A 24,103-nucleotide genomic window follows, 5' to 3' on the forward strand; every position below is an offset into this window, starting at 1 on the left:
TCGCTCCCACTGGGATTGGGTTCACAGGCCAACATAGGGTCATCCCACAGGTTACGCACGACCGGTAGGACCGAATTCATTCGGGAAGGCTGTGCTTCAGGCGGTACAAAGGCTGTGGATGCACCGGCCTCTTCGCGAATGAATTCGCTCCCACTGGGATTGGGTTCACAGGCCAACATAGGGTCATCCCACAGGTTACGCACGACCGGTAGGACCGAATTCATTCGGGAAAGCTGTGCTCAGGCGATACATGTGCAGTGGATGTACCGGCCTCTTCGCGAATGAATTCGCTCCTGTCGGGATTTGGGGTCACACGGCAACATAGGGTCATCCCACAGGTTTCGTATAGCGCCAACACACCCCGGCATGCCGGGGTTTGTTGTTTCTGGCTAGGCCTGTGCCATGGCGTCGTTGAGTGATTTTTCCAGCTGCGCCTTGTAGCGCAGGTACAGGATGGTTTGTCCGCGGGTGTCGTCCAGTAAACCGGAAAGGTCAAGGTCGGTGATGTAGCAGCGATAGCGTTCGGGCTCGGTGCGTCGCTCAAGAATCTGTCGGGCCACGACGCTGAACAACTGATCACCATGCTCCAGCTCGGAGAACTCGTTGTTATCGCAGTACAGCGTCACGCTTACCTGACCGGGTGATGCCTGTTCGACAATCGCCTGCACGTCGTAGAACGGCTTGCTTGCGGCAGTTGGCGCACTGCGTGGTTCGATGCGTCGGGCTCGCCCTGCGCCAGATGGCAAGACCTGGTAATAAAGCGTTTCGAGGAAAGCGACCGCCGTGGTATCGCCCACAGGCAGCATCCCGGTGCGGCGATAAACCAACGCCTGGAAGAAACGCTGCAGGGGCTGCAACAGGCTCAACTCATCGTGAAAAGGCAGACGCTGATGCCAGAGCGCATTGTGTTCATCGAGTGCGTAGAGATCGGCCTCATTTTCGTTGACCCTGTAAAACACTTGAATGCATTCGGGCTGGCCATGGGGCAGGATCAGCGCCAGATCGTGATCGCTCAGGGCGTGCGGATCCAGGTGCAGAGGGCTGTAGCGCGGTAGCTCTTCACCCAGATATTCGAACAGTCCCGAAAGACTATTGATCACCACATGAGTGACTGGCTGGGTCGGCACCATTTCCAGTACGTGGTATTGCTGTTGCACCTGGATCAGGTAGCGATGGTTCAGGCGTGAGGCATGCAGCAGTTGCGCGGTGGCCACCAGCTCTTCAACCCGCTGGGCGATGGCGGGAGCGCGGTTGTGGCAGAAGCAACGCACACTCACCACAGGTTGCGCCGCGCCCTCGGGCAAATTACTGAGTAGCTCGCTCAGGCAGTCAAGCAGCGCATGAGCGCCGTCATAGCGGCTGACGAGGATTTCGTTCCAGCTGTTCAGCGTGATCTGATCCAGAGTCAGTACGAGGTTTTCCCTGACCCCGGCATAACTCAGCGAATCGGTTCGTTCAGTGGTCATCAGGATGTTCAGATCACGATGGTGACTGAGCGGATCAATCCCGACGTTGACCAGCAACAGAATCTCGCTGGGTACCGCAGGGCTCAGCACGCGTTCTTCGCTGACCACCTGGAGCGGAACAGGGATCTGCTGTTGCAGCGCCCCGAGCAGATTGAACAGCTCGAATTCGCTCAGGTCGCTGCTGCCCGGATGCAGTGCCAGTCGCGTGGTTGTGTCGATCACATTGTTGCGATGGCACCAGGTCAACAGTTCCAGCAACTCGCGGCTGCGCTTGATTGGCGAGAAGTCGATCCATTCATGAGCGCCCAGACTGCCGTTATACAGAGCCCACTGAGTTTTACCCGGCTCGCGCTTATTGGGTGACTGCACCAGCGTCAGCGTGTCTTCCGCCAGATCGGGAGCGATGCCCGGATTGATGAACTCAACTTTGCCTGCCTTGCGCTCGAATGCGGCGTACAACCTGCGGCCTAGTATATTCAGGTCCCGGGCGTTGGCCGAGCTGGCGACGTTTTGCTGGCGGGCGAGCTGGGTCAGAAAGCGATAGCTGTAGTTGAGTTCGTTGACCAGTGCGCGGCGCTCATGGGCGACCTGGCGCACCTTCCACTGACTGCGGCTGTCGAGCAGGAGTAATTGGCGTTCGTCCCAGCCCCACTCCCGCGTCAGTCTTTCCAGTAACTGCCGCTGCCAGCTGGTGTTGCGCAGCCGCGAAGTCCCGGTCAGCTTTTTATTCACTTTCAAATACAGGCTGCGGCGTACCAGCTCCAGTCGTTCCAGTTCGCCGCGCTGGATCAGATACTCCTCAATACGCCGATACACGACCATGTATGGATCCAGCTCATCCAGATCCACCCGATTGGCGAACACCGCTTTCTTGAAGCGCAGGCTCAGGCAGCGGACCTTGGGGTGTTCGCTGGCATACACCTCAGTCAACAGCAGTTTGAGCACCGACTTATAGGGTGACTCGATGCCCTTGAACAATTGCCACAGGCCGGCACCGAGAAACTCTCCGGGCGGAATAAGCGCCATATGGCCCAGGTCGAGCACTTCATCATCGCGGATAAAGCGTTTCGACAGCAGCGTATGGGTGTACTCGGCGTAGCGCTGTTCTTCATAGCTCGGCACCAGCCACCACATGGGCGTGCGACCCGCGAGCCAGATGGCGGTGCGGTAGAACTCGTCCAGCAACAGATAGTGCTGCGTGCTGCCGCAGTTGTCCGAACTGAGCTGCGTATCGCGCTCACCTGCAGCGAAACGCTGCAGGTCGATCAGGAAAAAGTGCGCTTCTGCACCCTGACTGGCGGCCCACACTTCCAGCGCCTGACACTTCTTGTGCAGCTCGGCGGCTTCGTCTGCATTCAGCTCTGAGTCATGACAAACCCAGACATCCATGTCGCTTTCTTCAGCTTGCGCGAAGGTACCCAGGCTGCCCATCAGAAACAGACCGTGAATGGGGTTGCGCGCATTGCCACGCCGGGCTTTGTACGAGAACGACCGGGTCAGGCGTTGGGCTTCGGCCAGCGCCAGGCTACTGGGCTCGTATTGGGACACGCCCGCAGGCGTGCTGCCGGATACATAACCGGGCAACAGCGGATGGTTGACGTGAAAAAACAGCGGCAGCAAATTCAATACGGTTTGCTGGCGATTCGACAGCCCCTCGAGGGCACGCGCAAGCCGCCCGCTGTTCAAAGTCAGGAAACGGTTACGGAGCTGGGAAAGCACCTTACGGTCGATGCCTTCATCCAGGTCAGGACGGATTTCGGAATTACGCGTCATTGCAACTCAAACCGGATGCCGGGCTCGAAAGGGGCGGCGTGGAAGTAGTGAGTCAGACGGCGGGCAGGACGACGTGAGAGCCTGAAGCTTTCAGTCCGTTTATTGTTCTGGCGCCAACTTTTTACTATCGGCGCAGATTTTCATAAATGAAGGGCCCGTCAGACCTTTTTCGGAATGCGGGCCCTGGCGGCGATCAAGCGGCTTGTTTGGCAACGTTCAGAATAGTCAGCAGGGACTGGGCATGTTCGGCGGCTTCCAGTCCGAGACTGGTCAGGTATCCGCCATCGACCTGAGTGGTCAGGCCTTTTTCGAAGAGTCTTTTAGCAGCCGCAACAGCAGTCGGAGCGGCCACGTGATGGACTTTGAGTCCTTCAAGGGTATTGCCCAGATTGAAGAGTGCGAGGATTTCCAGTTCGGCAACCAGCTCAGGGGTATACGACATAGGTGCTCCAGACTTTTTCTAGTAATACGCCTCACTGGCTGGCGGAATCCTGGAATCAACGTGTCTGTGCTGCGCTCGTCGGTTCTGGATGACCGTTAAAGCCGGCTCGGCGTGGAAGCCTCGTCGTTCTAGCGGCAGCGAGGCATTTGCAGTGTAGACCTGGTCTGGGGATTTTGCCGAGCCTGATTTTCTGAGGTGTCGCCACCGGCCGTCAGTTGGCCGGTGCGCGCGTCAGCTCATGCCTCTGGCGGTAACTCAGGCAAGGCACGCAAGGCGGTTTCATACCATTCGGTGTTGAACGGACGGTCTTCTTCCAGCAGTGCGTCAATTTCGATAGCCAGAACATGGGCCATCAACTGCAGGATTTCTTCACGCTCATAGCCCACCAGCGTCAGCTTGTTGAACGTCGCTTTGGCGGCAGGAGGGTTGTCGCTTTCAATCTGATTTTCGATAGCCTGAACCAGGGTCGATTCAGCGAATTCTTCTTCATCGTTGTCGAGAGTGTCGGTCATGGGGTGTTTCCTTGAGAATTTTTAGTCGGAGCGCATAAATGTGATGGTTAGCCGCGGTCCCTGTGGGAGCGAGGCTTGCCCGCGATGAACGATAACGCGGTATTACTTCAAACCGCGGCGTTCTAATCGCGAGCAAGCTCAGCTCCCACAAAGGAGAGGTGATTAACGCGCAGCGAGTAACGCCTGTCCGCGAACCACTGCAGCCTTGACCTGTGCCGGAGCGGTGCCGCCGATGTGATCACGGGCGTTGACCGAACCTTCCAGGGTCAGCACGGCAAACACGTCCTGCTCGATCTGATCGCTGAATTTGCGCAGTTCTTCCAGGCTCATTTCAGCCAGGTCCTTGCCGCTTTCAACGCCATATTTCACTGCATGGCCGACGATTTCGTGGCAATCACGGAATGGCAGGCCACGGCGCACCAGATAGTCCGCCAGGTCTGTCGCCGTGGAGAAACCGCGCAGCGCCGCTTCGCGCATAATGGCGTGCTTGGGCTTGATCGCCGGGATCATGTCGGCAAAGGCACGCAAGGAGTCGCGCAGCGTGTCGGCGGCATCGAACAGTGGCTCCTTGTCTTCCTGATTGTCCTTGTTGTAGGCCAGTGGCTGGCCCTTCATCAAGGTCAGCAGGCCCATCAGGGCGCCGAATACGCGGCCGCTTTTGCCACGCACCAACTCCGGTACGTCAGGGTTTTTCTTCTGCGGCATGATCGAGCTGCCGGTGCAGAAACGATCCGGTAGATCGATGAACTGGAACTGGGCGCTGGTCCACAGCACCAGCTCTTCCGAAAAGCGCGACAAATGCATCATCGCGATGCTGGCGGCCGAGCAGAATTCGATGGCGAAGTCACGATCCGAAACGCTGTCCAGCGAGTTACCGCCGACGACGTCAAAGCCCAGCAGTTTGCAGGTCAGTTCGCGATCAATCGGGTAAGTCGTACCGGCCAGTGCTGCGCTGCCCAACGGCATGCGGTTCAGGCGCTTGCGGCAGTCGACCAGACGCTCGTAATCGCGACTGAGCATCTCGAACCACGCCAGCATATGGTGACCGAATGTGACCGGTTGCGCGGTCTGCAAATGGGTGAAGCCCGGCATGATGGTGTCGGACTCACGCTCTGCCTGACCCAGCAGGCCCTGTTGCAGGCGAGTGATTTCCGACAGGATCAGGTCGATCTCGTCACGCAGCCACAGGCGGATATCAGTTGCCACCTGGTCGTTACGGCTGCGACCTGTGTGCAGTTTTTTACCGGTGATGCCGATGCGGTCAGTCAGACGCGCCTCGATATTCATGTGCACGTCTTCCAGATCGACGCGCCACTCGAAGCTGCCCGCTTCGATCTCGGTCTGGATAGTCTTCAAGCCGTCAATGATGGTGTCGCGTTCGGCATCGGTGAGAACGCCGACCTTGGCCAGCATCGTCGCGTGGGCGATGGAGCCCATGATGTCGTGGCGATAAAGGCGTTGGTCGAAGGTGACGGAGGCCGTGAAGCGCGCGACGAAGGCGTCGACGGGTTCACTGAAGCGGCCGCCCCAGGACTGGTTGGTCTTGTCGGTGCTCATGGATTCGCTCGTGATCTGCTGAAGAATGACATGCCCGCGTCTGCTCGCCGGGCACTCGCGATCATAACAGGTTGGCATTTTTTTATTTGCGGGCAGCTTGCCGCACAGCCCCGCACAGTCGAGACTGGGCTGATGCGAAATAGCTTATTGAAACAACCCTCGCCCAAAGGGCCTGGCAAAGAGTTTTTCCTCCCTGAGCTGTGCCTTCCGCAAGCGCTGTTGGTACTGGTCCTGCTCGCCGAATTATTGGTTCTGGTGTTGGTGCTGGTCGAACCCATGCGTCCGGGCTTTGATTGGGTGCGGCTGGCGCTCATGTCGTTGTTCGTGCAGTGGATTGTGCTCTTGTCAGCGGCTTTGTTGTGCGGGCTTCGACCGTGGCTGGCACGCTTGCCTGCGGGGCGTGCGGGGGTATTCGGTTGTTTGCTGGTTGTGGCGATTACCCTGCTCTGCACGGCAGTCACCGACGTTTGCCAACTGACCGGCAGAGTGACGTTTGGCGTGATGGTCGAGCGCTACGTACGTTATGGCCTTATCGCGCTGATCATGTCGGCCCTGATGCTGCGCTACTTTTATTTGCAGAGTCAGTGGCGCAAGCAGCAGCAGGGCGAGTTGCGTGCGCGCATCGAATCGCTGCAAGCGCGTATCCGGCCGCATTTTCTGTTTAATACCCTGAACAGCATCGCGAGCCTCGTGGCGACCAATCCGGTCAAGGCCGAGCAGGCGGTGCTGGATCTTTCCGACCTTTTTCGGGCCAGCCTGGCCAAGCCGGGAAGCCTCGTCACCTGGCGCGATGAGCTTGAGTTGGCAAAACGATATTTATCGATTGAGCAATATCGTCTTGGCGAGCGTCTACAGTTGGACTGGGTGATCAGTGGAATTCCAGACGACCTTCCAATTCCCCAGCTAACCTTGCAGCCACTACTCGAAAACGCTTTGCTTTATGGGATTGCACCTCGGGTCGATGGAGGTGTCGTAAAGGTAGAAGCAGATTATGAAAGGGGGGAGTTCATATTGTGTGTAAGCAATCCCTATGACGAAGTTGCCAGTCGGCAGACTTCCAACGGCACTCAGCAAGCACTGGTAAATATCGGTGCGCGCCTCACGGCACTTTTTGGTCCGCACGCCAGTCTGAGCGTGGAGCGCCGTGACGGTCGTCACTACACCTGTCTACGCTATCCTTGTGCGAGACTCACGCAGGAAGCCAGAGCTATATGAATGTCCTGATCGTTGATGACGAACCCCTGGCCCGCGAACGGCTTAGCCGGATGGTCAGTGAAATTGAGGGTTATCGGGTTCTGGAACCCGGTGCGTCCAATGGCGAAGAAGCCTTGGCGCTGATTGAAAGCCAAAAGCCGGATATCGTTTTGCTGGATATCCGCATGCCAGGCATTGATGGCCTGCAAGTCGCTGCCAGATTGTGCGAGCGGGAAACCCCGCCTGCTGTCGTCTTTTGTACTGCGCACGACGAATTTGCCCTTGAAGCTTTCCAGGTCAGCGCGGTCGGCTACCTGGTTAAACCTGTGCGGCCTGAGCATTTGATTGATGCCCTGAGAAAAGCCGAGCGCCCAAACCGCGTGCAGTTGGCGGCCATGACGCGCCCTGCGGCAGAAAGCGGCAACGGACCACGCAGCCACATCAGTGCACGGACCCGTAAAGGTATCGAGTTGATCCCGCTGGATCATGTGATCTATTTCATCGCTGATCACAAGTACGTCACCTTGCGCCATGAAGGGGGCGAAGTCCTTCTGGATGAGCCTTTGAAGGCACTCGAAGATGAATTCGGCGACCGTTTTGTGCGTATCCATCGCAACGCACTCGTTGCCCGTGAACGTATCGAGCGTCTGCAACGCACGCCTCTGGGGCATTTCCAGTTGTTCCTCAAAGGCCTCAATGGCGATGCCTTGATCGTCAGCCGTCGGCATGTGGCGGGTGTGCGCAAGATGATGCAGCAGCTGTAAAGCGGATTGAAATGCTATTCCTGTGGGAGCGGTGCTTGCCCGCGATAAGGCTGGACGTGATCTAAAGTGAACCGCGTCCAGCCTTATCGCGGGCAAGCACCGCTCCCACAATGTGTTCCAAGTCAAGAACTCACTGCTGGGATGATGCGTTGCACTGGTGCGACGACAGAGCACTGAGCCGTTTTTCCTGAACTGTTATCATCCGTCGCAACTACTACCCTGTACGGATTGATCCATGTCCTCTCGCGAAATCCGCATTGCCACCCGCAAAAGTGCGTTGGCCCTCTGGCAAGCCGAATACGTCAAAGCCCGCCTGGAGCAGGCTCATCCGGGGCTGGTCGTGACATTGGTGCCGATGGTTAGCCGTGGCGATAAGTTGCTTGACTCGCCCCTGTCGAAAATCGGCGGTAAAGGGCTTTTCGTCAAGGAACTGGAAACAGCTCTGTTGGAGGATCGCGCGGACATCGCGGTGCATTCCATGAAAGATGTGCCCATGGACTTCCCGCAAGGCCTTGGCCTGTTTTGCATCTGCGAGCGTGAAGACCCGCGAGATGCGTTTGTCTCCAACCAATTCGCCAGCCTTGAGGCGTTGCCCGCTGGCAGCATTGTCGGCACCTCCAGCTTGCGTCGCCAGGCTCAGTTGCTGGCGCGTCGTCCTGATCTGAAAATTCATTTCCTGCGCGGCAACGTCAATACCCGTCTGGCCAAACTCGATGCGGGCGAGTACGACGCGATCATTCTTGCTGCAGCGGGTTTGATTCGCCTCGGGTTCGAAGACCGGATCACCGCAAGCATCAGTGTCGACGACAGCCTGCCAGCCGGTGGCCAGGGTGCAGTGGGTATCGAATGCCGCAGCGTCGATGCTGAAATTCACGCCCTGCTTGCGCCGTTGCATCACGATGCAACCGCCATCCGGGTGGTTGCCGAGCGCTCGCTGAACAAGCACCTCAACGGTGGCTGCCAGGTGCCCATCGCCTGTTACGCCGTGCTTGAAGGTGAGCAGATCTGGTTGCGCGGTCTGGTGGGCGATCCGTCAGGTGCATTGCTGTTGCGTGCCGAAGCGCGTGCGCCACAGGCTGATGCTCAGGCGCTGGGTGTTCAGGTTGCAGACGCACTGCTGGAGCAAGGCGCAGAAGACATCCTGAAGGCTGTTTACGGCGTGGCGGAACGAGAATGAGTGGCTGGCGACTGCTGCTGACCCGTCCGGCAGATGAGTCTGCCGCGTTGGCGCAGACTCTGGCTGACGCCGGGGTGTTCAGCAGCAGCTTGCCATTGCTCGACATTGAGCCGCTCCCGTCCAGTCCCGAGCAGCACGCTCTGGTTCAGGATCTGGACCTCTACAGCGCCGTGATTGTGGTCAGCAAACCCGCTGCGCGCCTGGGTTTGCAACTGGTTGCACAGCTCTGGCCGCAGACGCCGATCCTGCCCTGGTTCAGCGTCGGTGCAGGCACTGCGCAAATTCTTCAGGACTACGGCCTGGATGTCAGCTGGCCCGAGAGCGGCGACGACAGTGAGGCGCTGCTGGATCTGCCCAGGTTGCAACAATCCATCGCCATACCCGGCTCGCGCGTGTTAATCATGCGCGGTGAAGGCGGCCGCGAGTTGCTCGCCGAGCGTTTGCGCAGTCTTGGCGCCAGTGTTGATTATCTGCAACTCTACACACGTAACCTGCCCTATTATCCATCGTCTACGCTGGCTCAGCGTATCCAGGCGGAACGCTTGAACGCGGTAGTGGTCAGCAGTGGGCAGGGTTTTGAACACTTGCGTCAGTTGGCGGGCGATGCCTGGCCTGAGCTGGCGCGTTTAACTATATTCGTGCCGAGCCCACGTGTTGCCGACATGGCGCGCGAAGCCGGAGCCCGAACAGTTCTGAATTGCCGCGGCGCCAGCGCTGCGGCTTTGCTGGCAGCGTTACGGGAACACCCCGGGCCTGCCCCTCAGGCGTATTGATCGACGTGCTCTCTTTACCGATTACGCCCAAATGCAAAGGATGGATACGTGAGCGAAACAGCCTTGCCTAAAGATGATTCCGAATCTGTGCTGACACCACCGACACCCGACCCATTGCGCCCTGAGCGTCCGGCCGGACGCAGCAACGGGCTGGTGGTGCTGGCTTTGTTATTTGGCGTTGCTGGCATCGCCGTCGCCGGTTGGGGGGTATGGCAACTGCGCGCTGTTCAGGCGAGCCATCAACTGCAACGCACTCAAATGCAGGATATCGCCGCGCAAACCCTGACATTGCAAACCAGCGAGAAACAGCTCTCCGAGCGGCTGGCGCAATTGCCTCCTGCCGATGAGCTGGAAGAGCGTCGGCGTCTGGTTGCACAGTTGCAAGGCGATCAGCAACGCTTGAGCCAGCGACTGGAAACCGTACTCGGTGCCAGCCGCAAGGACTGGCGTCTTGCCGAGGCCGAGCATTTGCTGCGTCTGGCGAGCTTGCGCCTCTCTGCATTGCAGGACATCAACAGCGCTCAGGCGTTGGTGCAGGGCGCTGACGAGATTCTTCGCGAGCAGGATGATCCAGGTTCCTTTGCCGCCCGTGATCAACTGGCGAAAAGCCTGGCGTCGCTGCGCAGCATCGATCAGCCGGACCGTACCGGTCTGTTCCTGCAGCTTGCAGCGTTGCGTGATCAAGTCGCCCAACTCAATGAGCTGGCCCCGGAATACAAAGACAAGGGCGAGTCGCTGCTCGGATTGACCGATGGCAAAAGCGAAGACAGCCATCTCGTGCAGTGGTGGAATGAGATCTCCCACTACATTCGCATCGATTTCAACGCCGACAAAAACATCCGCCCGTTACTGGCCGGGCAAAGCCTTACCCAGGTTCGTCTCGCGCTGAGCCTTGCGCTTGAGCAGGCGCAGTGGGCAGCCCTTAATGGCCAGCCACAAGTGTTTGAACACGCTCTGGCTGAGGCGAAAGAGGTGTTGCGCACCAACTTCAATCAAGATGACTCCCAGAGCAAGATGCTCTCGGCGCGTCTGGACGAGCTTTCCAAACAGCCGGTTTCGGTGATGACTCCCGATCTCGCCCAGAGCCTCAGTGCCGTTCAGGCCTATCTTGAGCGGCGTCATGCCTCGGCCGGTGCGCCGGCAGCCGTGAAAAGCCAACCTGCTGAAGCCCGCGAGGGGACCAGCCCATGAAACGTGCCTATGTGCTGTTGTTCATCGCAATCGCCGTAGCTGCGGCGATTGGTGTGGCGATTGCCGAGCATTCCGGCTACGTCCTGATTGCCTATAAAAACTTCCGCTACGAATCCAGTCTGTGGGCCACATTGGGCCTGTTGTTTGCCATCTGGCTGGTGCTTGTCGTGGTGCGTCTGCTGGTCCGTCTGCTCACGACGTCCGGTTCGGTCGCAAATCCATGGTCGCGGCGCAATCGCAGCCGACGCATTCAGGTGGCGATCGAGCAAGGTCAAATGGATCTGGTCGAAGGCCGCTGGGCCAGCGCACAGCGCCATTTGCATCGTGCCGCCGAATCAGAGCCGCAGCCCTTGCTGTATTACCTCGGTGCGGCTCGCGCCGCCAACGAGCTAGGCCATTACGATGAGAGCGACAGCTTGCTCGAGCGCGCCCTTGAACGTCAGCCTCAAGCAGAGCTGGCGGTTGCTCTGAGCCACGCCCAGTTGCAGCAGGACCGTGGCGACAGCGATGGCGCGTTGGTGACATTGCAGGCCATGAACGAACGCCATCCTCACAACGCGCAAATTCTGCGTCAGCTACAGCGGCTGTATCGCGAGCGCGGTGAATGGTCTGCGTTGATCAAACTCATGCCTGAACTGCGGAAAGACAAGGTTCTGCCACCGCAGGAGCTGGCGGAACTGGAGAAACGCGCCTGGGGTGAAAACCTCACGCTGGCGGCCTACCGCGAGCATGATGAAAACGGTAGCTCCGCGGGTTTGCCCGGTCTCGATAGCGCCTGGAAAGGCTTGACCTCGGCGCAACGTCAGGAGCCGCAACTGGTGCTGGCTTATGCCGAGCAGCTGCGCCGGTTAGGCGCAGACGCACAGGCCGAAGAGGCGCTGCGTGCTGCGCTTAAACGTGAGTACAACAGCCACCTCGCTCGTCTGTACGGTCTGGTGCGCGGCAGCGATCCTTCACGGCAGCTTCAAACCGCAGAGGGCTGGTTGAAAAACCATCCTGATGATCCGAGCCTGCTGCTGACCCTGGGCCGGCTTTGCCTGCAAAGCAGTTTGTGGGGCAAGGCCCGGGACTATCTGGAAACCAGCCTGCGATTACAGCGCAATCCGGAAACCTGTGCAGAGCTGGCGCGTCTGCTTGGCCAATTAGGCGAGACCGAGCGCAGCAACCAGCTCTTCCAGGAAGGCTTGGGCTTGCTTGACGAGCGACTGCTGGCACGACCACTCCCCGCCTTGGCAGGCTGATCAAACAGCCAGGATCTCTGGCTGCTTGAGATGTGTTTTGGCCGTCTATGTAGGAAAAGTCTCTTGTGTTTGCTTTTTGTAGGCACTGTCCTTCAAGAGATCGTGATGAAGCGTGCATCCATCGTCTGCAAATGCCCACCTAAACAGGGACGTATCCTTACGCTGGTGCCTTGAAAGGGTTGAGCGCTTTCACTACCGTAACTGCCTTCGTCTCTGGTTACGGATTTGCCATGCAACTGGCTCGCACACGCTCCCTGTTTTTTCTGGTGTTTATTGCCTGTGCAATGATCGTCGGCTCTGTTGTTTATCTGCAGTGTGTTGTCGTCGGGCTCTCACCTTGTGTGCTTTGTCTGTGGCAGCGTGCCGTCTTCGTGGCCAGTGGTCTTGTGGCATTCATCGCTACAATCCATGCGCCAGGCCGGGCAGGATGCGGGGCTTACAGTGCTGTCATCCTGCTGCTCACCTTGTCGGGTGCGGCAATAGCCGGTGGGCAAGTCTGGCTGCAGACGGCAACCATCGACCAGACCGCAGAGGTGATTGCGCAGGTCGAACGGCTGCTGGATATGCTCTCGCTTCATTCGCAGGTCGACAGATTGCGCAGTGATGCCGCGTTTTGTGCGGAAATTTCCTGGTCTTTGTTCGGCATCAGTTTGCCTGAGTGGAGTTTGCTGGCTTTTGTGGGCCTGGCGCTGGTCATGCTGTACGCACTGTTCAACGCTTCGGTCCGCGCTCCGACTGCCGAAAGTCGGGCCGGGGATTAAACACTTGTATGAACTTTATCTCCTGCGTACCTTGATGGGCTGGTCGTGCGGGCATAATCTGGCCCGCAAGCGTTATTGGATATATGCATCATCTGTTGCCCACAAAGCCTGTGTCGTCGACGCCGACGAGATCAAAACCAGGCCTGCGCAGACTGCATGCCCCTGAAGGGAAGTGATCATCATGTTGGAAAGCTGTCAGAACGCGCAGGAACGCTGGGGCGGGGTCAATAAGCTGATTGATCGCTGGCTGCAGGATCGCCTTGAACTGATACGCGTCTACGATGCTCTCGGTGACACACCCGAAGCCTTGGCGGCGGATCGTGAAGGCCTTCAGAAATTCTGCGAAGTACTTGTCGATTATGTTTCGGCCGGGCACTTCGAAATCTATGAGCAGCTCAACAGTGAAGCCAAGGCTTTCAATGATGAGCGTGGTCTTGAGCTGGCAGATACCATCTACCCGCGTCTGAAAGTCATCACTGAGTCCGCACTGGCCTTCAATGATCGCTGCGACAATGGCGACTGCTCTGATTGCACCGTTGTTGCTGCGGAGTTCAACAAACTGGGCGGCTTGTTGCATGAGCGTTTCGAGCTGGAGGATTGCCTGATCGAGGTGCTCCACAACTCCCACAAGGAAGAAGCGGCAACTCAAGCCTGATGACTTCTGCGTGAATGAAAAAAGGGGTGCCAGTGGGCACCCCTTTTTTGTTTCTGTCGGGATTAAAATTGAATCTCACTGTGGGAGATTCTGTTGTCTTCAAGCTTGATCGGCTTTAGCCGGGAGAGCGGTATTTCTGACGAAGAAAACTTAGCGAATGTACCGACGCCCTCCCGGCTAAAGCCGGTCCTGCGGGATTGTGGAACCTGTGGGAGCGAATTCATTCGCGAATGCGGCATTTCAAGCGATACATCAGCTGCGGATGTGCCGGCCCTTCGCGAATGAATTCGCTCCCACGGATTTGTGTTTGCAGGCCAACTGAGAATCTCCCACAGAGTTCAGTGCTGGATGATTACTGCGACACCCCAACCAGTTCGATTTCAAACACCAGCGGCGTGAATGGATCGATCAAGTCACCGGCACCCTCTGCGCCGTAAGCTTCAGCCGAAGGAATGACCAGGCGCCATTTGGCACCGACGGGCATATTTTGCAGTGCAGTGGTCCAGCCGCTGATTACGCTGTCGAGGCGAAACCATTGTGGCTGGGCGCTTTGGTCGAAGACGGTGCCATCTGGCAGACGACCGACGTAGCGAACCTGAACCCGGCCATCAACGCTTGGCTTGGGGCCTTTGCCTGCGACCAGTTCGGTCATCAATATGCCGTCTGCCAACTCGGTGACACCGGGTTTGGCTTTTTCGCTGGCCATGAATTTCTGTTCGCCTTCCATTGCAGCTTCGCTGAGCGGCTCGACGCTGCCTGACGCTTCGGCTTCGGCCACGGCGGCGTCATGTTCGCGCAGGATCTGCTCGATGCGCTCCTTCTTCAGCGCCAGAGGTTTGCCTTGGTAAGACTGCTGCAAGCCTTCAATCAGGGCAGGCAGATCAAGGTCCGGCACTTCCTGATGCAAACGCTCACCCAGGCTTGCGCCGAGGCTGTAGGCGAGATCGTGTGCCTCACTGGAAGGTGCGGCGTGCACAGCCTGAGCCACCGGCAACAACAGGAACAACGACGTTAACAGGTAGCGCGACATGAATGCTCTCCGGCCTGGGAAGGCAGCGATTATGCCAGTGCAATGGCCCGTGTGTGATGAGTGTTTGAAGATGAATTTCGCACTGCATTGGCAGTGACTGCAACAAGCATTTATCCGGGTATGCAACAGGGAGCGTTTCATGCTGTCAAGATGCCCTAGCGGCGCTGCGGGCAGAGGTCTAGTATGGGCCGCAAATCAGTCAGCCTGGAGGTAAGTCATGTCGGCCAAAAACAAGCCAGTAAATACCCCGTTGCATTTGCTACAACAGCTGTCGAGCAGCCTGCTCGAACACCTCGAAGACGCCTGCTCCCAAGCGCTGGCTGATGCGGAAAAACTGCTCGCCAAGCTTGAAAAACAACGTGGTAAAGCGCAGGAAAAACTGCACAAGTCGCGTACCAAATTGCAAGACGCAGCCACCGCTGGTAAAGCCAAGGCACAAGGCAAGGCCAAGTCTGCCGTGGCTGAACTTGAAGAGTTGCTGGACGCGTTGAAAGAGCGCCAGAGCGAAACTCGCGGCTACATCCTGCAGCTCAAGCGCGACGCTCAGGAAAGCCTGAAACTGGCTCAAGGCGTTGGCCGGGTCAAGGAAGCCGTCAGCAAGGCGCTGGACAGCCGTGCCGCTAAACCGGCTCCTGCCAAAGCAGCTCCGGCCAAAGCGGTCGCTGCAAAAGCCAAAGCACCAGCGGCCAAAACCGTTGCTGCAAAAGCTCCCGCTAAAACTGCGGCCAAGGCTCCAGTCAAAGCACCTGCCAAAGTAGCGGCCGCCAAGCCTGCCGCGAAAACGGTTGCCAAGGCTGTTCCTGCCAAAGCAACGCCAGCCAAAGCAGCCGTAAAACCGGCCGCCAAAGCACCGGCTGCCGCAGCAAAACCAGCCAGCAAGCCAGCCGTTAAAACCGCAGTCAAAGCCCCTGCGAAAACCACGACAGCAAAGCCAGCGTCAGTTGCTAAAGCCCCGGCCAAAACTGCAGCGGCAAAACCTGCCGCAGCGAAAGCGCCAGCCAAACCTGCCGCTGCTGCCAAGCCAGCCGTCAAAGCACCTGCTGCAAGCGCAGCCAAGCCAGTTGCGAAACCTGCTGCTAAAACTGCTGCCGCCAAGCCGGCTGTGAAAGCACCGGCCAAGGCTCCTGCCAAACCAGCCGCAGCCAAGCCCGCTGCTAAACCAGCTGTCGCCAAGCCAACTGCGGCGCAACCAGCCGTGAAGCCTGCCGCTAAACCCGCTGCTGCCAAGCCAGTCGCTGCCAAACCTGCAACGCCGACTGCTCCCGCTGCGACTGCAACCCCTGCTCCAGCGCCAGCCACTGCTGCGACGCCTGCGCCTTCGGCATCCAACAGCAGCACCCCGACCAGCGCTTCCTAAGGCCGGTCCATCGCGACGCGCAGCACCTGCAGCGCGTCGTGATTTTGCCCGGCGGCCTCGCCCGCCAGGCAAATCAACCAATCCCCTTGTTCTGCGGTTTCCTGTGCCGACCATTTCAGTGTCTGCGCTTCCAGCCTCCTCAGCAGTTCTCGTTCCGCCTCCAGTTCCAGGGCTTTGACTTGCTCGCGTAGCACGCTCAAGGGCGTATCGTGCTGAGCGCTGTTGCGCCATTGCGTGCGCAATTCCCGGAGCGGGCGCACCACGTCGTCATGCCAGGGCGTGGCCAACTGTCCGATTTCCAGCGCGCGTTCGGTTGTGCAAACGACACCGCGTTGACTCAGCCATGCGCCGCACAACAGCAGGCAAACATTGGCGCCGCTGGCCTGCAGGCTCAGACAAGCCTGCTCGACACCCGGCCTGGCATACAAATCGAGGGTGAAACTCCAAAGGTCAGAAGGCATAGTGCGCTACCTGTTTGAGACGAAGCTGGTAGACTCCGCCGCCATTATGATTCGACTTCAAAGCCTTACCTTACAGCGTGGCCCGCAACGTCTGCTAGAAGACGCCGAGCTGACCCTGCACGCCGGTCAAAAAGCCGGCCTGATCGGTGCCAATGGCGCCGGTAAATCCAGCCTCTTCGCTTTGCTTCGGGGTGAACTGACCCCCGATGCCGGTGACTGTCTGCTGCCCGCCGACTGGCGTATCGCACACATGCGCCAAGAGGTCGACACCCTTGAACGCATCGCCGTGGACTATGTCCTCGATGGCGACCTGCGCTTGCGCGAGGTGCAGCGCCTGCTGGTTGAAGCTGAAGCTGCTCAGGACGGCGCAGCCCAGGCACGTATGCACTCGGAGTTGGATAGCGCCGACGGCTATACCGCCGATGCACGGGCCCGCAAGTTGCTGGCCGGGCTGGGCTTCAGCAATGAACAGATGGAAAAGCCGGTCGGAGATTTCTCCGGTGGCTGGCGGATGCGCCTGAACCTGGCGCAAGCCTTGATGTGCCCTTCGGATCTGTTGTTGCTCGACGAACCGACTAACCACCTGGATCTCGATGCGATCCTGTGGCTGGAGGACTGGCTGAAGAGCTATCCCGGCACGCTGCTGCTGATCTCCCACGACAGGGATTTTCTGGATGCCGTGGTTGACCATGTCGCGCACGTCGATCAGCGCAAAATAACCCTCTATCGCGGCGGCTACAGCGCTTTCGAGCGCGCCCGTGCGGAACGTATGGCCCAGCAGCAACAGGCCTACGAGAAGCAGCAGGCGCAGCGCGCGCACATGGAAAAGTTCATCACGCGCTTCAAGGCTCAGGCCACCAAAGCCAAGCAGGCACAGAGCCGGATCAAGGCTCTGGAGCGTATGGAAGAGCTGTCCGCGGCGCATGTGGACTCGCCATTCGACTTCACTTTCCGTGAGTCCAGCAAGATTTCCAGCCCGTTGCTGGATCTGTCCGATGCGCGTTTGGGTTATGGCGATAGAGCGGTGCTGGAGAAGGTCAAGCTGCAACTGACCCCGGGTGCCCGTATCGGCTTGCTCGGGCCGAACGGCGCGGGTAAGTCGACCCTGATCAAAAACCTTGCGGGTGAACTCGAACCTTTGAGCGGCCACATGGCTCGGGGCGAAAACACGGTGGTGGGCTACTTTGCCCAGCACCAGCTGGACTCGCTGGATGCCAAGGCCAGCCCGATGCTGCACCTGCAACGTATCGCTCCGACCGAGCGCGAGCAGACGCTGCGTGACTTCCTGGGTGGCTTCGACTTCCGCGGCGGACGTCTTGATGAGCCGGTGCTGAATTTCTCGGGTGGTGAGAAGGCGCGTCTGGCCCTGGCGTTGATCGCGTGGGACCGGCCGAACCTGTTGCTGCTCGATGAACCTACCAACCACCTGGATCTGGAGATGCGACTGGCGTTGACCATGGCCCTTCAGGAATTCAGTGGCGCGGTATTGGTGGTCTCCCACGATCGGCATCTGCTCAAAAGTACGACCGATGATTTCCTGCTGGTCGCTGACGGCCGTGTTCAGGAGTTCGACGGCGACCTGGAAGATTACGCACGCTGGCTGGCTGAGTATCGGCTGCGCAATGCGCCGGTCAGCAATACGCCGATCAACGTCGACAAGACCGATAAAAAGGCCCAGCGCCAGCAAGCGGCTGCGCTGCGTCAGCAGTTGGCTCCGCACAAGAAGTTGGCGGACAAGCTTGAGCGCGACCTTGGCACGTTGCACGAGCGGCTCGCCAAGGTTGAGGCGGAACTGGCCGACAGCGCCAATTACGAAGCGGCCAACAAAGACAAACTGCGTGATTTGCTCGCCGAACAGGCGAAGCTCAAAGTGAGTGAAGGCGAGTTGGAAGAGTCGTGGATGGAGGCTCTGGAGTTGCTGGAGTCCATGCAGGCTGAACTGGAAGCACTTTCGTGAGCACGTCGAGGGACTGATGGAAGCATTTGCATCGCTGGTTCCGCCGCACTGGGTGGAGCCGATCTGGCTGGGATTGCAGATACTGCTGATTCTGGTCGCCGGTTACATGGCGCAGCGGCTGGTGGGGCGTTTTCTGACGCGTCTCGGCGAGCGCTATCCGTTGCCCCCTGAACTACTGCTGCCACTGCGCGGTGGTTTACGCTGGTTCATCATGGGTAGTGCATTCGTGATTGTGCTGGGCCAGCTCGGGGTTTCTGCCACGGTACTCTGGACCGCCCTCTCAGGCTTCGTGGCGGTCGCTGCGGTGGCGTTCTTCGCCATGTGGAGCGTGTTGTCCAACCTGCTTTGCGCCGTGTTGATCTACACCATCGGGCCGTTTCGAATTGGCGATGTGGTCGAGTTGGTCGACACCCTCGACAAGCCGGGCGTCAAAGGCCGCGTGCTGGAAATCAACCTGATGTTCACCACCCTGATCGAGCCTCCCGAGGCCGGTGGCGCGCTGGTGCAGGTCCCCAACAGCCAGTTTTTCCAGAAGTCGGTGCGTCGCTGGCGCGGTTCCGATGGCTTCCCGACCATTGCGGTCGACAAAACGCCGGAAAATTAATTTTCGCGGCACCCCCCTGCTGAATCTAGTCAATTGCCCGAGAAGCCACTAGCTTATCGGGCATTGGTGTTTGTCCGAGGTGTGTAATGTCTTTTGATACATGGCTGGCTTTCTTTGCTGCTTGTTGGGTGATCAGTCTGTCGCCGGGTGCAGGCGCTATCGCGTCGATGTCCAGCGGCTTGCGTTATGGTTTCTGGCGCGGCTACTGGAATGCCTTGGGCCTGCAGATCGCATTGGCGGCACAGATCGCAATTGTCGCTGCAGGCCTCGGGGCGGTGCTCGCTGCCTCGGACATGGCATTCACGCTGATCAAGTGGTTTGGTGTGGCGTATCTGGTGTATCTGGGCATCAAACAATGGCGGGCGCTGCCTGCAGACCTGTCCGAAGATTCGACCATTCGGCCTGTTGGTAAACCCATGGCGTTGGTCGTCCGCGGGTTTCTGGTGAACATCAGTAACCCGAAGGCAATGGTCTTCATGCTGGCAATCCTGCCGCAGTTCATCGACCCTAACGCACCGCTGCTCGCCCAGTACCTGACCATCGGAGCAACAATGGTCACTGTGGACATGATCGTCATGGCGGGCTATACCGGGCTGGCTTCGAAGGTATTGCGTGCGCTCAAGACCCCAAAACAGCAACGCCGCATGAACCGGACCTTTGCCGGTTTGTTCGTGGGCGCTGCGGGTTTCCTGGCGACGCTGCACAGGGCGTAGCAGCAACCTTTGTGGGAGCTGAGCTTGCTCGCGATGAACGATAACGCGACCTGACTTTTAAACTGTGTCGTCCTTATCGCGAGCAAGCTCGGCTCCCACAGGGGGCCGTTCAGACTTTTGACCCGCTCTGAAGATTACAAATACTCCCCCGCCGCCTCCGGCTGATACTCCACCGCCAGCAATGTCAGCTTGAGGGTCTTGCCGCCCGGGGCGGGCCAGTCGATGTGCTGGCCGACCTGCAGGCCCAGCAAGGCTGAGCCAATAGGTGCGAGGATTGAGACTGTGTCCTCGGCACCGGCATCTTTCGGGTAGACGAGCTTCAAGTGGTAATCCTTGCCACTGACTTCTTCGCGGCAATGCACTTTTGAATTCATGGTCACGACACCGGCGGGTACGTCTTCGTGGCTGACCACTTGCTCGGCGCGGTCCAGCTCGGCTTGCAGGGCTTCGAGGCCGGGAGTGGTTTCCTCAAGGCTCTCGATCAACTGTTCAAGACGCTGCACGTCCAGCCGGGTCAGGATGATGGAAGGTTGTGTCGACATGTTGGCAGGCTCCTTTTTCTGCGCTGCATAAAACAAAACCCCGCCTGAAGTGGCGGGGTTTTGAAGGGCTTCATCGATGAAGCATGTCTGGACACTAACACAGCAGGGGCATTACACAACCCGGCAAGACCGTTATGCGTCGGGAGACTGAGTAGCGTCAGCCACTTCTCGGCGCTGGTCTGCATTGGCGCGAATCTGTCGGCGTCGATTGTCGTCTGCCGAGCGCCATTCACGGATGTCTTCCACATGGCGGAAGCAACCGAGACACACTTTCTGCTCGTCGAGCCGGCACAGGCTGATGCAAGGCGAAGGCACTGCCGGGCTGACGTTACTGTACAGCGGCTTGGGCGGTCGGACGGAAGTAGCGGTCACGCTCAAATCTCGTCGAAGTCTAGTTCGACGCCAGCCTGCTCCAGCGTGAAGCGCTTGAGCATTTCGCTCAACAGCTCATCGCTGGTGTCGCAACTCCAGCGCTGCTCTTCTTCGTCGTAGTCGAAGTGAAAGCCGCCCGAACGCGCTGCCAGCCACAGCTGACGCAGGGGTTCCTGACGGCTGAAAATCAGCTGAGTGCCATTTTCGAACTTGACGGTCAACACACCGGCCGAGTTTTCAATGTCCAGATCCAGACCACTCTCGTCGAAAACATCTTCCAGATTTTGCTGGGTGGCATCGACCAGGTCGTGAAAGCGGGCTTCGGTCAAACTCATCAGGGGAACCTCAAAAAGTGTCTGCTGTTGGCGCAGCGACGCAAGATACGGTCGCTTTGAAGCAAATGCAAAGCTTACCCGCCCAACGAACAACACAGCGCCAATAATTCGCTCTGGCTACCACTGAATCAGTGGCGGAGCGTCAAAGCCCCGCCGGACGGGAACCCGGCCACGTAGGCAAGCCGCTGGGTGGCCGGTATACTCGGGCGCAATTAATGCTTTTACAAAGGATTTCGCCATGAAGCGCCTGATCTCTTCGCTTGCTGCGCTTGTCGCGGTCGCTTGTCTTGTTACTGCCTGCGGCCAAAAAGGCCCGTTGTATCTGCCGGATGACCAGAAATCTTCCGATGACCAGGCCAAGTCGCAATCGCACAAGCATCTTTAAGGGAATTACATGGACGCCTTCAACTACCGCGATGGTGAGCTGTTCGCGGAAGGTGTAGCGTTGTCTGCCATTGCCGAGCGTTTCGGCACGCCGACCTACGTCTACTCCCGCGCTCACATCGAAGCGCAATACAACGCCTATGCTGATGCCCTGAGCGGTATGCCGCACCTCGTCTGCTACGCCGTCAAAGCCAATTCCAACCTGGGCGTGCTCAACGTACTGGCGCGTCTGGGTTCAGGCTTCGACATTGTTTCCCGTGGCGAACTGGAGCGAGTGCTCGCTGCAGGCGGCAAAGCAGAAAGGATCGTGTTTTCAGGGGTCGGCAAGACCCGTGATGACATGCGCCGCGCGCTGGAAGTGGGCGTGCACTGCTTCAACGTCGAGTCCACCGACGAGCTTGAGCGTCTGCAGATTGTCGCGGCCGAAATGGGCGTTCGTGCCCCGATCTCGCTGCGCGTCAATCCGGACGTCGATGCTGGCACGCATCCGTACATCTCCACCGGCCTCAAGGAAAACAAATTCGGCATCGCCATCGCTGATGCTGAAGACGTCTACATCCGCGCTGCACAGTTGCCGAATCTGGAAGTCATCGGCGTCGATTGTCACATCGGCTCGCAACTGACCACGCTTGAGCCGTTCATTGACGCGCTTGATCGCCTGCTCGCGCTGGTGGATCGTCTTTGCGATTGCGGCATCCTGCTGAGCCACATCGATCTGGGTGGCGGTCTTGGCGTGCGTTATCGCGATGAGGAGCCACCGCTGGCTTCGGATTACATCAAGGCCGTGCGTGAGCGGATGGAAGGTCGTGACCTGTCACTGGTTTTCGAACCCGGCCGCTTCATCGTTGCCAACGCGGGCGTGCTGCTGACTCAGGTCGAGTACCTCAAGCATACCGAGCACAAGGATTTCGCCATCGTCGATGCGGCGATGAACGACCTGATTCGCCCGGCGCTGTATCAGGCCTGGATGGACGTCACTGCCGTTCGCCCACGTGACAGCGCGCCTCGCGCCTACGACATCGTCGGGCCGATCTGCGAAACCGGCGATTTCCTCGCCAAGGGCCGCGAACTGGCTCTGGCTGAAGGTGATCTGCTGGCCGTGCATTCGGCCGGTGCCTACGGTTTTGTCATGAGCTCGAACTACAACACCCGCGGTCGCACCGCTGAAGTGTTGGTCGACGGCTCGCAGGCTTTCGAAGTACGCCGCCGCGAGACCGTGGCCGAGCTGTTTGCTGGCGAAAGCCTGCTGCCGGAGTAACCCATGCTGCTGCGTTTTACCAAGATGCATGGCCTGGGCAACGACTTCATGGTTTTGGACCTGGTCAGCCAGCACGCGCATATTTTGCCCAAGCACGCCAAACAATGGGGTGACCGGCACACCGGCGTCGGTTTCGATCAGCTGTTGCTGGTTGAGACCCCGACCAATCCGGATGTCGATTTCCGCTACCGGATTTTCAACTCCGATGGTTCCGAGGTTGAGCAGTGCGGCAATGGTGCCCGCTGCTTTGCGCGTTTCGTGCTGGACAAGCGTTTGACCGCCAAGCGCCTGATCAAGGTCGAAACCAAAAGCGGAATTATTGAGCTGGAAATCCGCAATGACGGGCAGATCAGCGTCGATATGGGGCCGCCACGGCTGGTCCCGGCGGACATCCCGTTTCAGGCCACCGAGCAGGCATTGAGCTACAGCGTCGACGTTGACGGCCAGACGGTCGAGCTGGCCGCGGTGTCCATGGGCAACCCCCATGCGGTGTTGCGCGTGGACGACATCAACAACGCGCCCGTGCATGCACTGGGTCCGAAAATTGAACACCATCCGCGCTTTCCGGCGCGGGTCAACGTAGGCTTTCTCTACGTCGTCGATCGTCAGCGTGCGCAATTGCGTGTCTGGGAGCGCGGAGCCGGGGAAACCCAGGCCTGTGGTACTGGTGCGTGTGCGGCAGCCGTTGCGGCGATCAGCCAGGGCTGGATGGATTCGCCTCTGCTGATCGATCTGCCGGGTGGACGTCTGTCTATCGAGTGGGCTGGTCCGGGCCATCCGGTCCTGATGACCGGTCCCGCTGTACGGGTCTATGAAGGCCAGGTTCGTCTATGAGTGAGCAAAAGCGATGACTGACAAGCCTAAGACTTCAACCGACAAGTCTGGCGAATCGCCGGTCGATACGGCAGCGCCAAACCTTGAAGCAGAGGCGATCATCGCTTACCTGCTCGATCACCCGGATTTCTTTGCCGAGCACGACGAGTTATTGGTTTCGATGCGTATCCCGCATCAGCGCGGCGACACCGTTTCCCTGGTCGAGCGTCAACTCAAGCTGCTGCGCGAGCGCAACATCGAGATGCGCCATCGTCTGTCTCAACTGATGGACGTCGCTCGGGACAACGACCGGCTGTTCGAAAAGACCCGCCGCCTCAACCTGGCATTGATGGACGCCAGCAGTCTCGAAGAAATCGTGATCGCCGTTGAAGACAGCCTGCGGCAGGACTTTCAGGTGCCTTTTGTCAGCCTGATTTTGTTCAGTGACAGCGCGATGCCGGTTGGCCGTTGGGTTAGCAGTGTGGATGCGCAAAAAGCTATCGGTGGTTTGATCGGCGACAAGACCGTGTGTGGCGCCTTGCGTGAGCACGAGCTGACCTTCCTGTTCGGTGCCGAGCAAGGCAAGGAAGTCGGCTCCACCGCCGTCGCAACCCTCAGCCATCTCGGCCTGCATGGCGTGCTGGCCATTGGCAGTCGCGATCCGCAGCATTACAAAAGCTCGGTGGGAACCCTGTTTCTCAACTACATCGCCGATGTACTGAGCCGTCTGCTGCCGCGCTTCACCCACTCCCTACGCTCGGTTCGCTAGTG

25 protein-coding genes are annotated in these 24,103 nt (G+C 58.8%); 16 read left to right on the plus strand and 9 right to left on the minus strand.

Annotation, left to right across the window (positions count from 1 at the left end; translation table 11 throughout):
- Positions 1-389: 389 nt before the first annotated feature.
- From K3169_RS00510 to argH, 4 genes are all read right to left on the minus strand, one after another.
- The gene (locus tag K3169_RS00510) at positions 390-3,239 is read right to left on the minus strand and encodes a class I adenylate cyclase (RefSeq protein WP_122396900.1); all 2,850 of its coding nucleotides are present in this window, start codon (positions 3,237-3,239) and stop codon (positions 390-392) included.
- A 193-nt stretch (positions 3,240-3,432) separates the two neighbouring features.
- Positions 3,433-3,681: a TIGR02647 family protein gene (locus K3169_RS00515; protein WP_099270258.1), complete on the minus strand. Its 249-nt coding sequence runs from the start codon at positions 3,679-3,681 to the stop codon at positions 3,433-3,435.
- 236 nt (positions 3,682-3,917) lie between these two features.
- Positions 3,918-4,193 (minus strand): hypothetical protein, encoded by a 276-nt coding sequence (locus tag K3169_RS00520; RefSeq protein WP_027899428.1) that lies wholly within the window; start codon positions 4,191-4,193, stop codon positions 3,918-3,920.
- Positions 4,194-4,355: 162 nt separating this feature from the next.
- A complete protein-coding gene (argH, locus tag K3169_RS00525; RefSeq protein WP_122396899.1) occupies positions 4,356-5,750 on the minus strand; it encodes an argininosuccinate lyase in 1,395 nt (464 codons plus the stop codon).
- Positions 5,751-5,882: 132 nt separating this feature from the next.
- On the opposite strand from argH, the gene K3169_RS00530 reads away from it, so the two are divergent.
- From K3169_RS00530 to K3169_RS00565, 8 genes are all read left to right on the plus strand, one after another.
- Entirely contained in the window at positions 5,883-6,965 is a 1,083-nt protein-coding gene (locus tag K3169_RS00530; protein WP_027899426.1) for a sensor histidine kinase, read from the plus strand.
- Complete coding sequence (locus K3169_RS00535; RefSeq protein ID WP_027899425.1) at positions 6,962-7,708, plus strand: LytR/AlgR family response regulator transcription factor; 747 nt, start codon at positions 6,962-6,964, stop codon at positions 7,706-7,708. The genes K3169_RS00530 and K3169_RS00535 overlap by 4 nt, the downstream gene beginning before the upstream one ends.
- Positions 7,709-7,943: 235 nt before the next feature.
- A complete protein-coding gene (hemC, locus tag K3169_RS00540; RefSeq protein WP_027902933.1) occupies positions 7,944-8,885 on the plus strand; it encodes a hydroxymethylbilane synthase in 942 nt (313 codons plus the stop codon).
- On the plus strand, positions 8,882-9,658 hold the full coding sequence (locus tag K3169_RS00545) for a uroporphyrinogen-III synthase (RefSeq protein ID WP_263269495.1): 777 nt from the start codon (positions 8,882-8,884) through the stop codon (positions 9,656-9,658). Before hemC ends, K3169_RS00545 begins: the two co-directional genes overlap by 4 nt.
- A 48-nt stretch (positions 9,659-9,706) precedes the next feature.
- Positions 9,707-10,849, plus strand: a complete 1,143-nt coding sequence (locus K3169_RS00550; protein ID WP_099270262.1) for a uroporphyrinogen-III C-methyltransferase — start codon at positions 9,707-9,709, stop codon at positions 10,847-10,849.
- Positions 10,846-12,090 carry a heme biosynthesis protein HemY gene (locus K3169_RS00555; RefSeq protein WP_099270263.1) on the plus strand — a complete coding sequence of 415 codons (1,245 nt, stop codon included), beginning with the start codon at positions 10,846-10,848 and terminating at the stop codon, positions 12,088-12,090. The genes K3169_RS00550 and K3169_RS00555 overlap by 4 nt, the downstream gene beginning before the upstream one ends.
- 230 nt (positions 12,091-12,320) lie before the next feature.
- Complete coding sequence (locus K3169_RS00560) at positions 12,321-12,851, plus strand: disulfide bond formation protein B (RefSeq protein WP_263269497.1); 531 nt, start codon at positions 12,321-12,323, stop codon at positions 12,849-12,851.
- A gap of 181 nt (positions 12,852-13,032) precedes the next feature.
- Complete coding sequence (locus K3169_RS00565; RefSeq protein WP_027902928.1) at positions 13,033-13,506, plus strand: Rsd/AlgQ family anti-sigma factor; 474 nt, start codon at positions 13,033-13,035, stop codon at positions 13,504-13,506.
- 352 nt (positions 13,507-13,858) lie between these two features.
- Here K3169_RS00565 and K3169_RS00570 read toward each other — a convergent pair whose 3' ends face one another.
- Entirely contained in the window at positions 13,859-14,536 is a 678-nt protein-coding gene (locus K3169_RS00570; RefSeq protein WP_027902927.1) for an FKBP-type peptidyl-prolyl cis-trans isomerase, read from the minus strand.
- A 217-nt stretch (positions 14,537-14,753) separates the two neighbouring features.
- Between K3169_RS00570 and K3169_RS00575 the strand changes: the two genes are divergently transcribed.
- Positions 14,754-15,893, plus strand: coding sequence for an AlgP family protein (locus tag K3169_RS00575; protein WP_263269500.1), 1,140 nt, complete (start codon positions 14,754-14,756; stop codon positions 15,891-15,893).
- Here K3169_RS00575 and K3169_RS00580 read toward each other — a convergent pair.
- Complete coding sequence (locus K3169_RS00580; RefSeq protein WP_099270267.1) at positions 15,890-16,354, minus strand: TIGR02444 family protein; 465 nt, start codon at positions 16,352-16,354, stop codon at positions 15,890-15,892. The genes K3169_RS00575 and K3169_RS00580 overlap by 4 nt on opposite strands.
- A 46-nt stretch (positions 16,355-16,400) precedes the next feature.
- Between K3169_RS00580 and K3169_RS00585 the strand changes: the two genes are divergently transcribed.
- From K3169_RS00585 to K3169_RS00595, 3 genes are all read left to right on the plus strand, one after another.
- Positions 16,401-18,311, plus strand: coding sequence for an ATP-binding cassette domain-containing protein (locus K3169_RS00585; protein WP_099270348.1), 1,911 nt, complete (start codon positions 16,401-16,403; stop codon positions 18,309-18,311).
- 16 nt (positions 18,312-18,327) lie between these two features.
- Positions 18,328-18,915: a mechanosensitive ion channel family protein gene (locus K3169_RS00590; RefSeq protein ID WP_027902923.1), complete on the plus strand. Its 588-nt coding sequence runs from the start codon at positions 18,328-18,330 to the stop codon at positions 18,913-18,915.
- Between the two features lie 86 nt (positions 18,916-19,001).
- On the plus strand, positions 19,002-19,628 hold the full coding sequence (locus K3169_RS00595; RefSeq protein WP_263269501.1) for a LysE family transporter: 627 nt from the start codon (positions 19,002-19,004) through the stop codon (positions 19,626-19,628).
- A gap of 134 nt (positions 19,629-19,762) precedes the next feature.
- On the opposite strand, the gene rnk is transcribed toward K3169_RS00595, so the two are convergent.
- The 3 genes from rnk to cyaY form a co-directional block, all read right to left on the minus strand.
- Positions 19,763-20,170, minus strand: a complete 408-nt coding sequence (gene rnk, locus K3169_RS00600) for a nucleoside diphosphate kinase regulator (protein ID WP_099270269.1) — start codon at positions 20,168-20,170, stop codon at positions 19,763-19,765.
- A 132-nt stretch (positions 20,171-20,302) separates the two neighbouring features.
- Positions 20,303-20,542, minus strand: a complete 240-nt coding sequence (locus tag K3169_RS00605) for a DUF1289 domain-containing protein (RefSeq protein ID WP_027902920.1) — start codon at positions 20,540-20,542, stop codon at positions 20,303-20,305.
- 2 nt (positions 20,543-20,544) lie between these two features.
- Entirely contained in the window at positions 20,545-20,877 is a 333-nt protein-coding gene (cyaY, locus tag K3169_RS00610) for an iron donor protein CyaY (protein ID WP_099270270.1), read from the minus strand.
- 238 nt (positions 20,878-21,115) lie between these two features.
- Between cyaY and lptM the strand changes: the two genes are divergently transcribed.
- Genes lptM through K3169_RS00630 form a run of 4 tightly spaced genes read left to right on the plus strand, consistent with a single transcriptional unit; the run spans position 21,116 to position 24,101 of the window.
- Positions 21,116-21,262: an LPS translocon maturation chaperone LptM gene (gene lptM, locus K3169_RS00615; protein WP_049827215.1), complete on the plus strand. Its 147-nt coding sequence runs from the start codon at positions 21,116-21,118 to the stop codon at positions 21,260-21,262.
- Positions 21,263-21,271: 9 nt separating this feature from the next.
- Positions 21,272-22,519: a diaminopimelate decarboxylase gene (gene lysA / locus K3169_RS00620; RefSeq protein ID WP_263269504.1), complete on the plus strand. Its 1,248-nt coding sequence runs from the start codon at positions 21,272-21,274 to the stop codon at positions 22,517-22,519.
- Between the two features lie 3 nt (positions 22,520-22,522).
- On the plus strand, positions 22,523-23,353 hold the full coding sequence (gene dapF, locus K3169_RS00625; protein WP_122396657.1) for a diaminopimelate epimerase: 831 nt from the start codon (positions 22,523-22,525) through the stop codon (positions 23,351-23,353).
- A gap of 13 nt (positions 23,354-23,366) precedes the next feature.
- Positions 23,367-24,101 carry a DUF484 family protein gene (locus K3169_RS00630; RefSeq protein ID WP_122396656.1) on the plus strand — a complete coding sequence of 245 codons (735 nt, stop codon included), beginning with the start codon at positions 23,367-23,369 and terminating at the stop codon, positions 24,099-24,101.
- Positions 24,102-24,103: the final 2 nt, after the last annotated feature.

The sequence above is a fragment of the Pseudomonas phytophila genome (genome assembly GCF_025643095.1).
Classification (GTDB): domain Bacteria; phylum Pseudomonadota; class Gammaproteobacteria; order Pseudomonadales; family Pseudomonadaceae; genus Aquipseudomonas; species Aquipseudomonas quasicaspiana.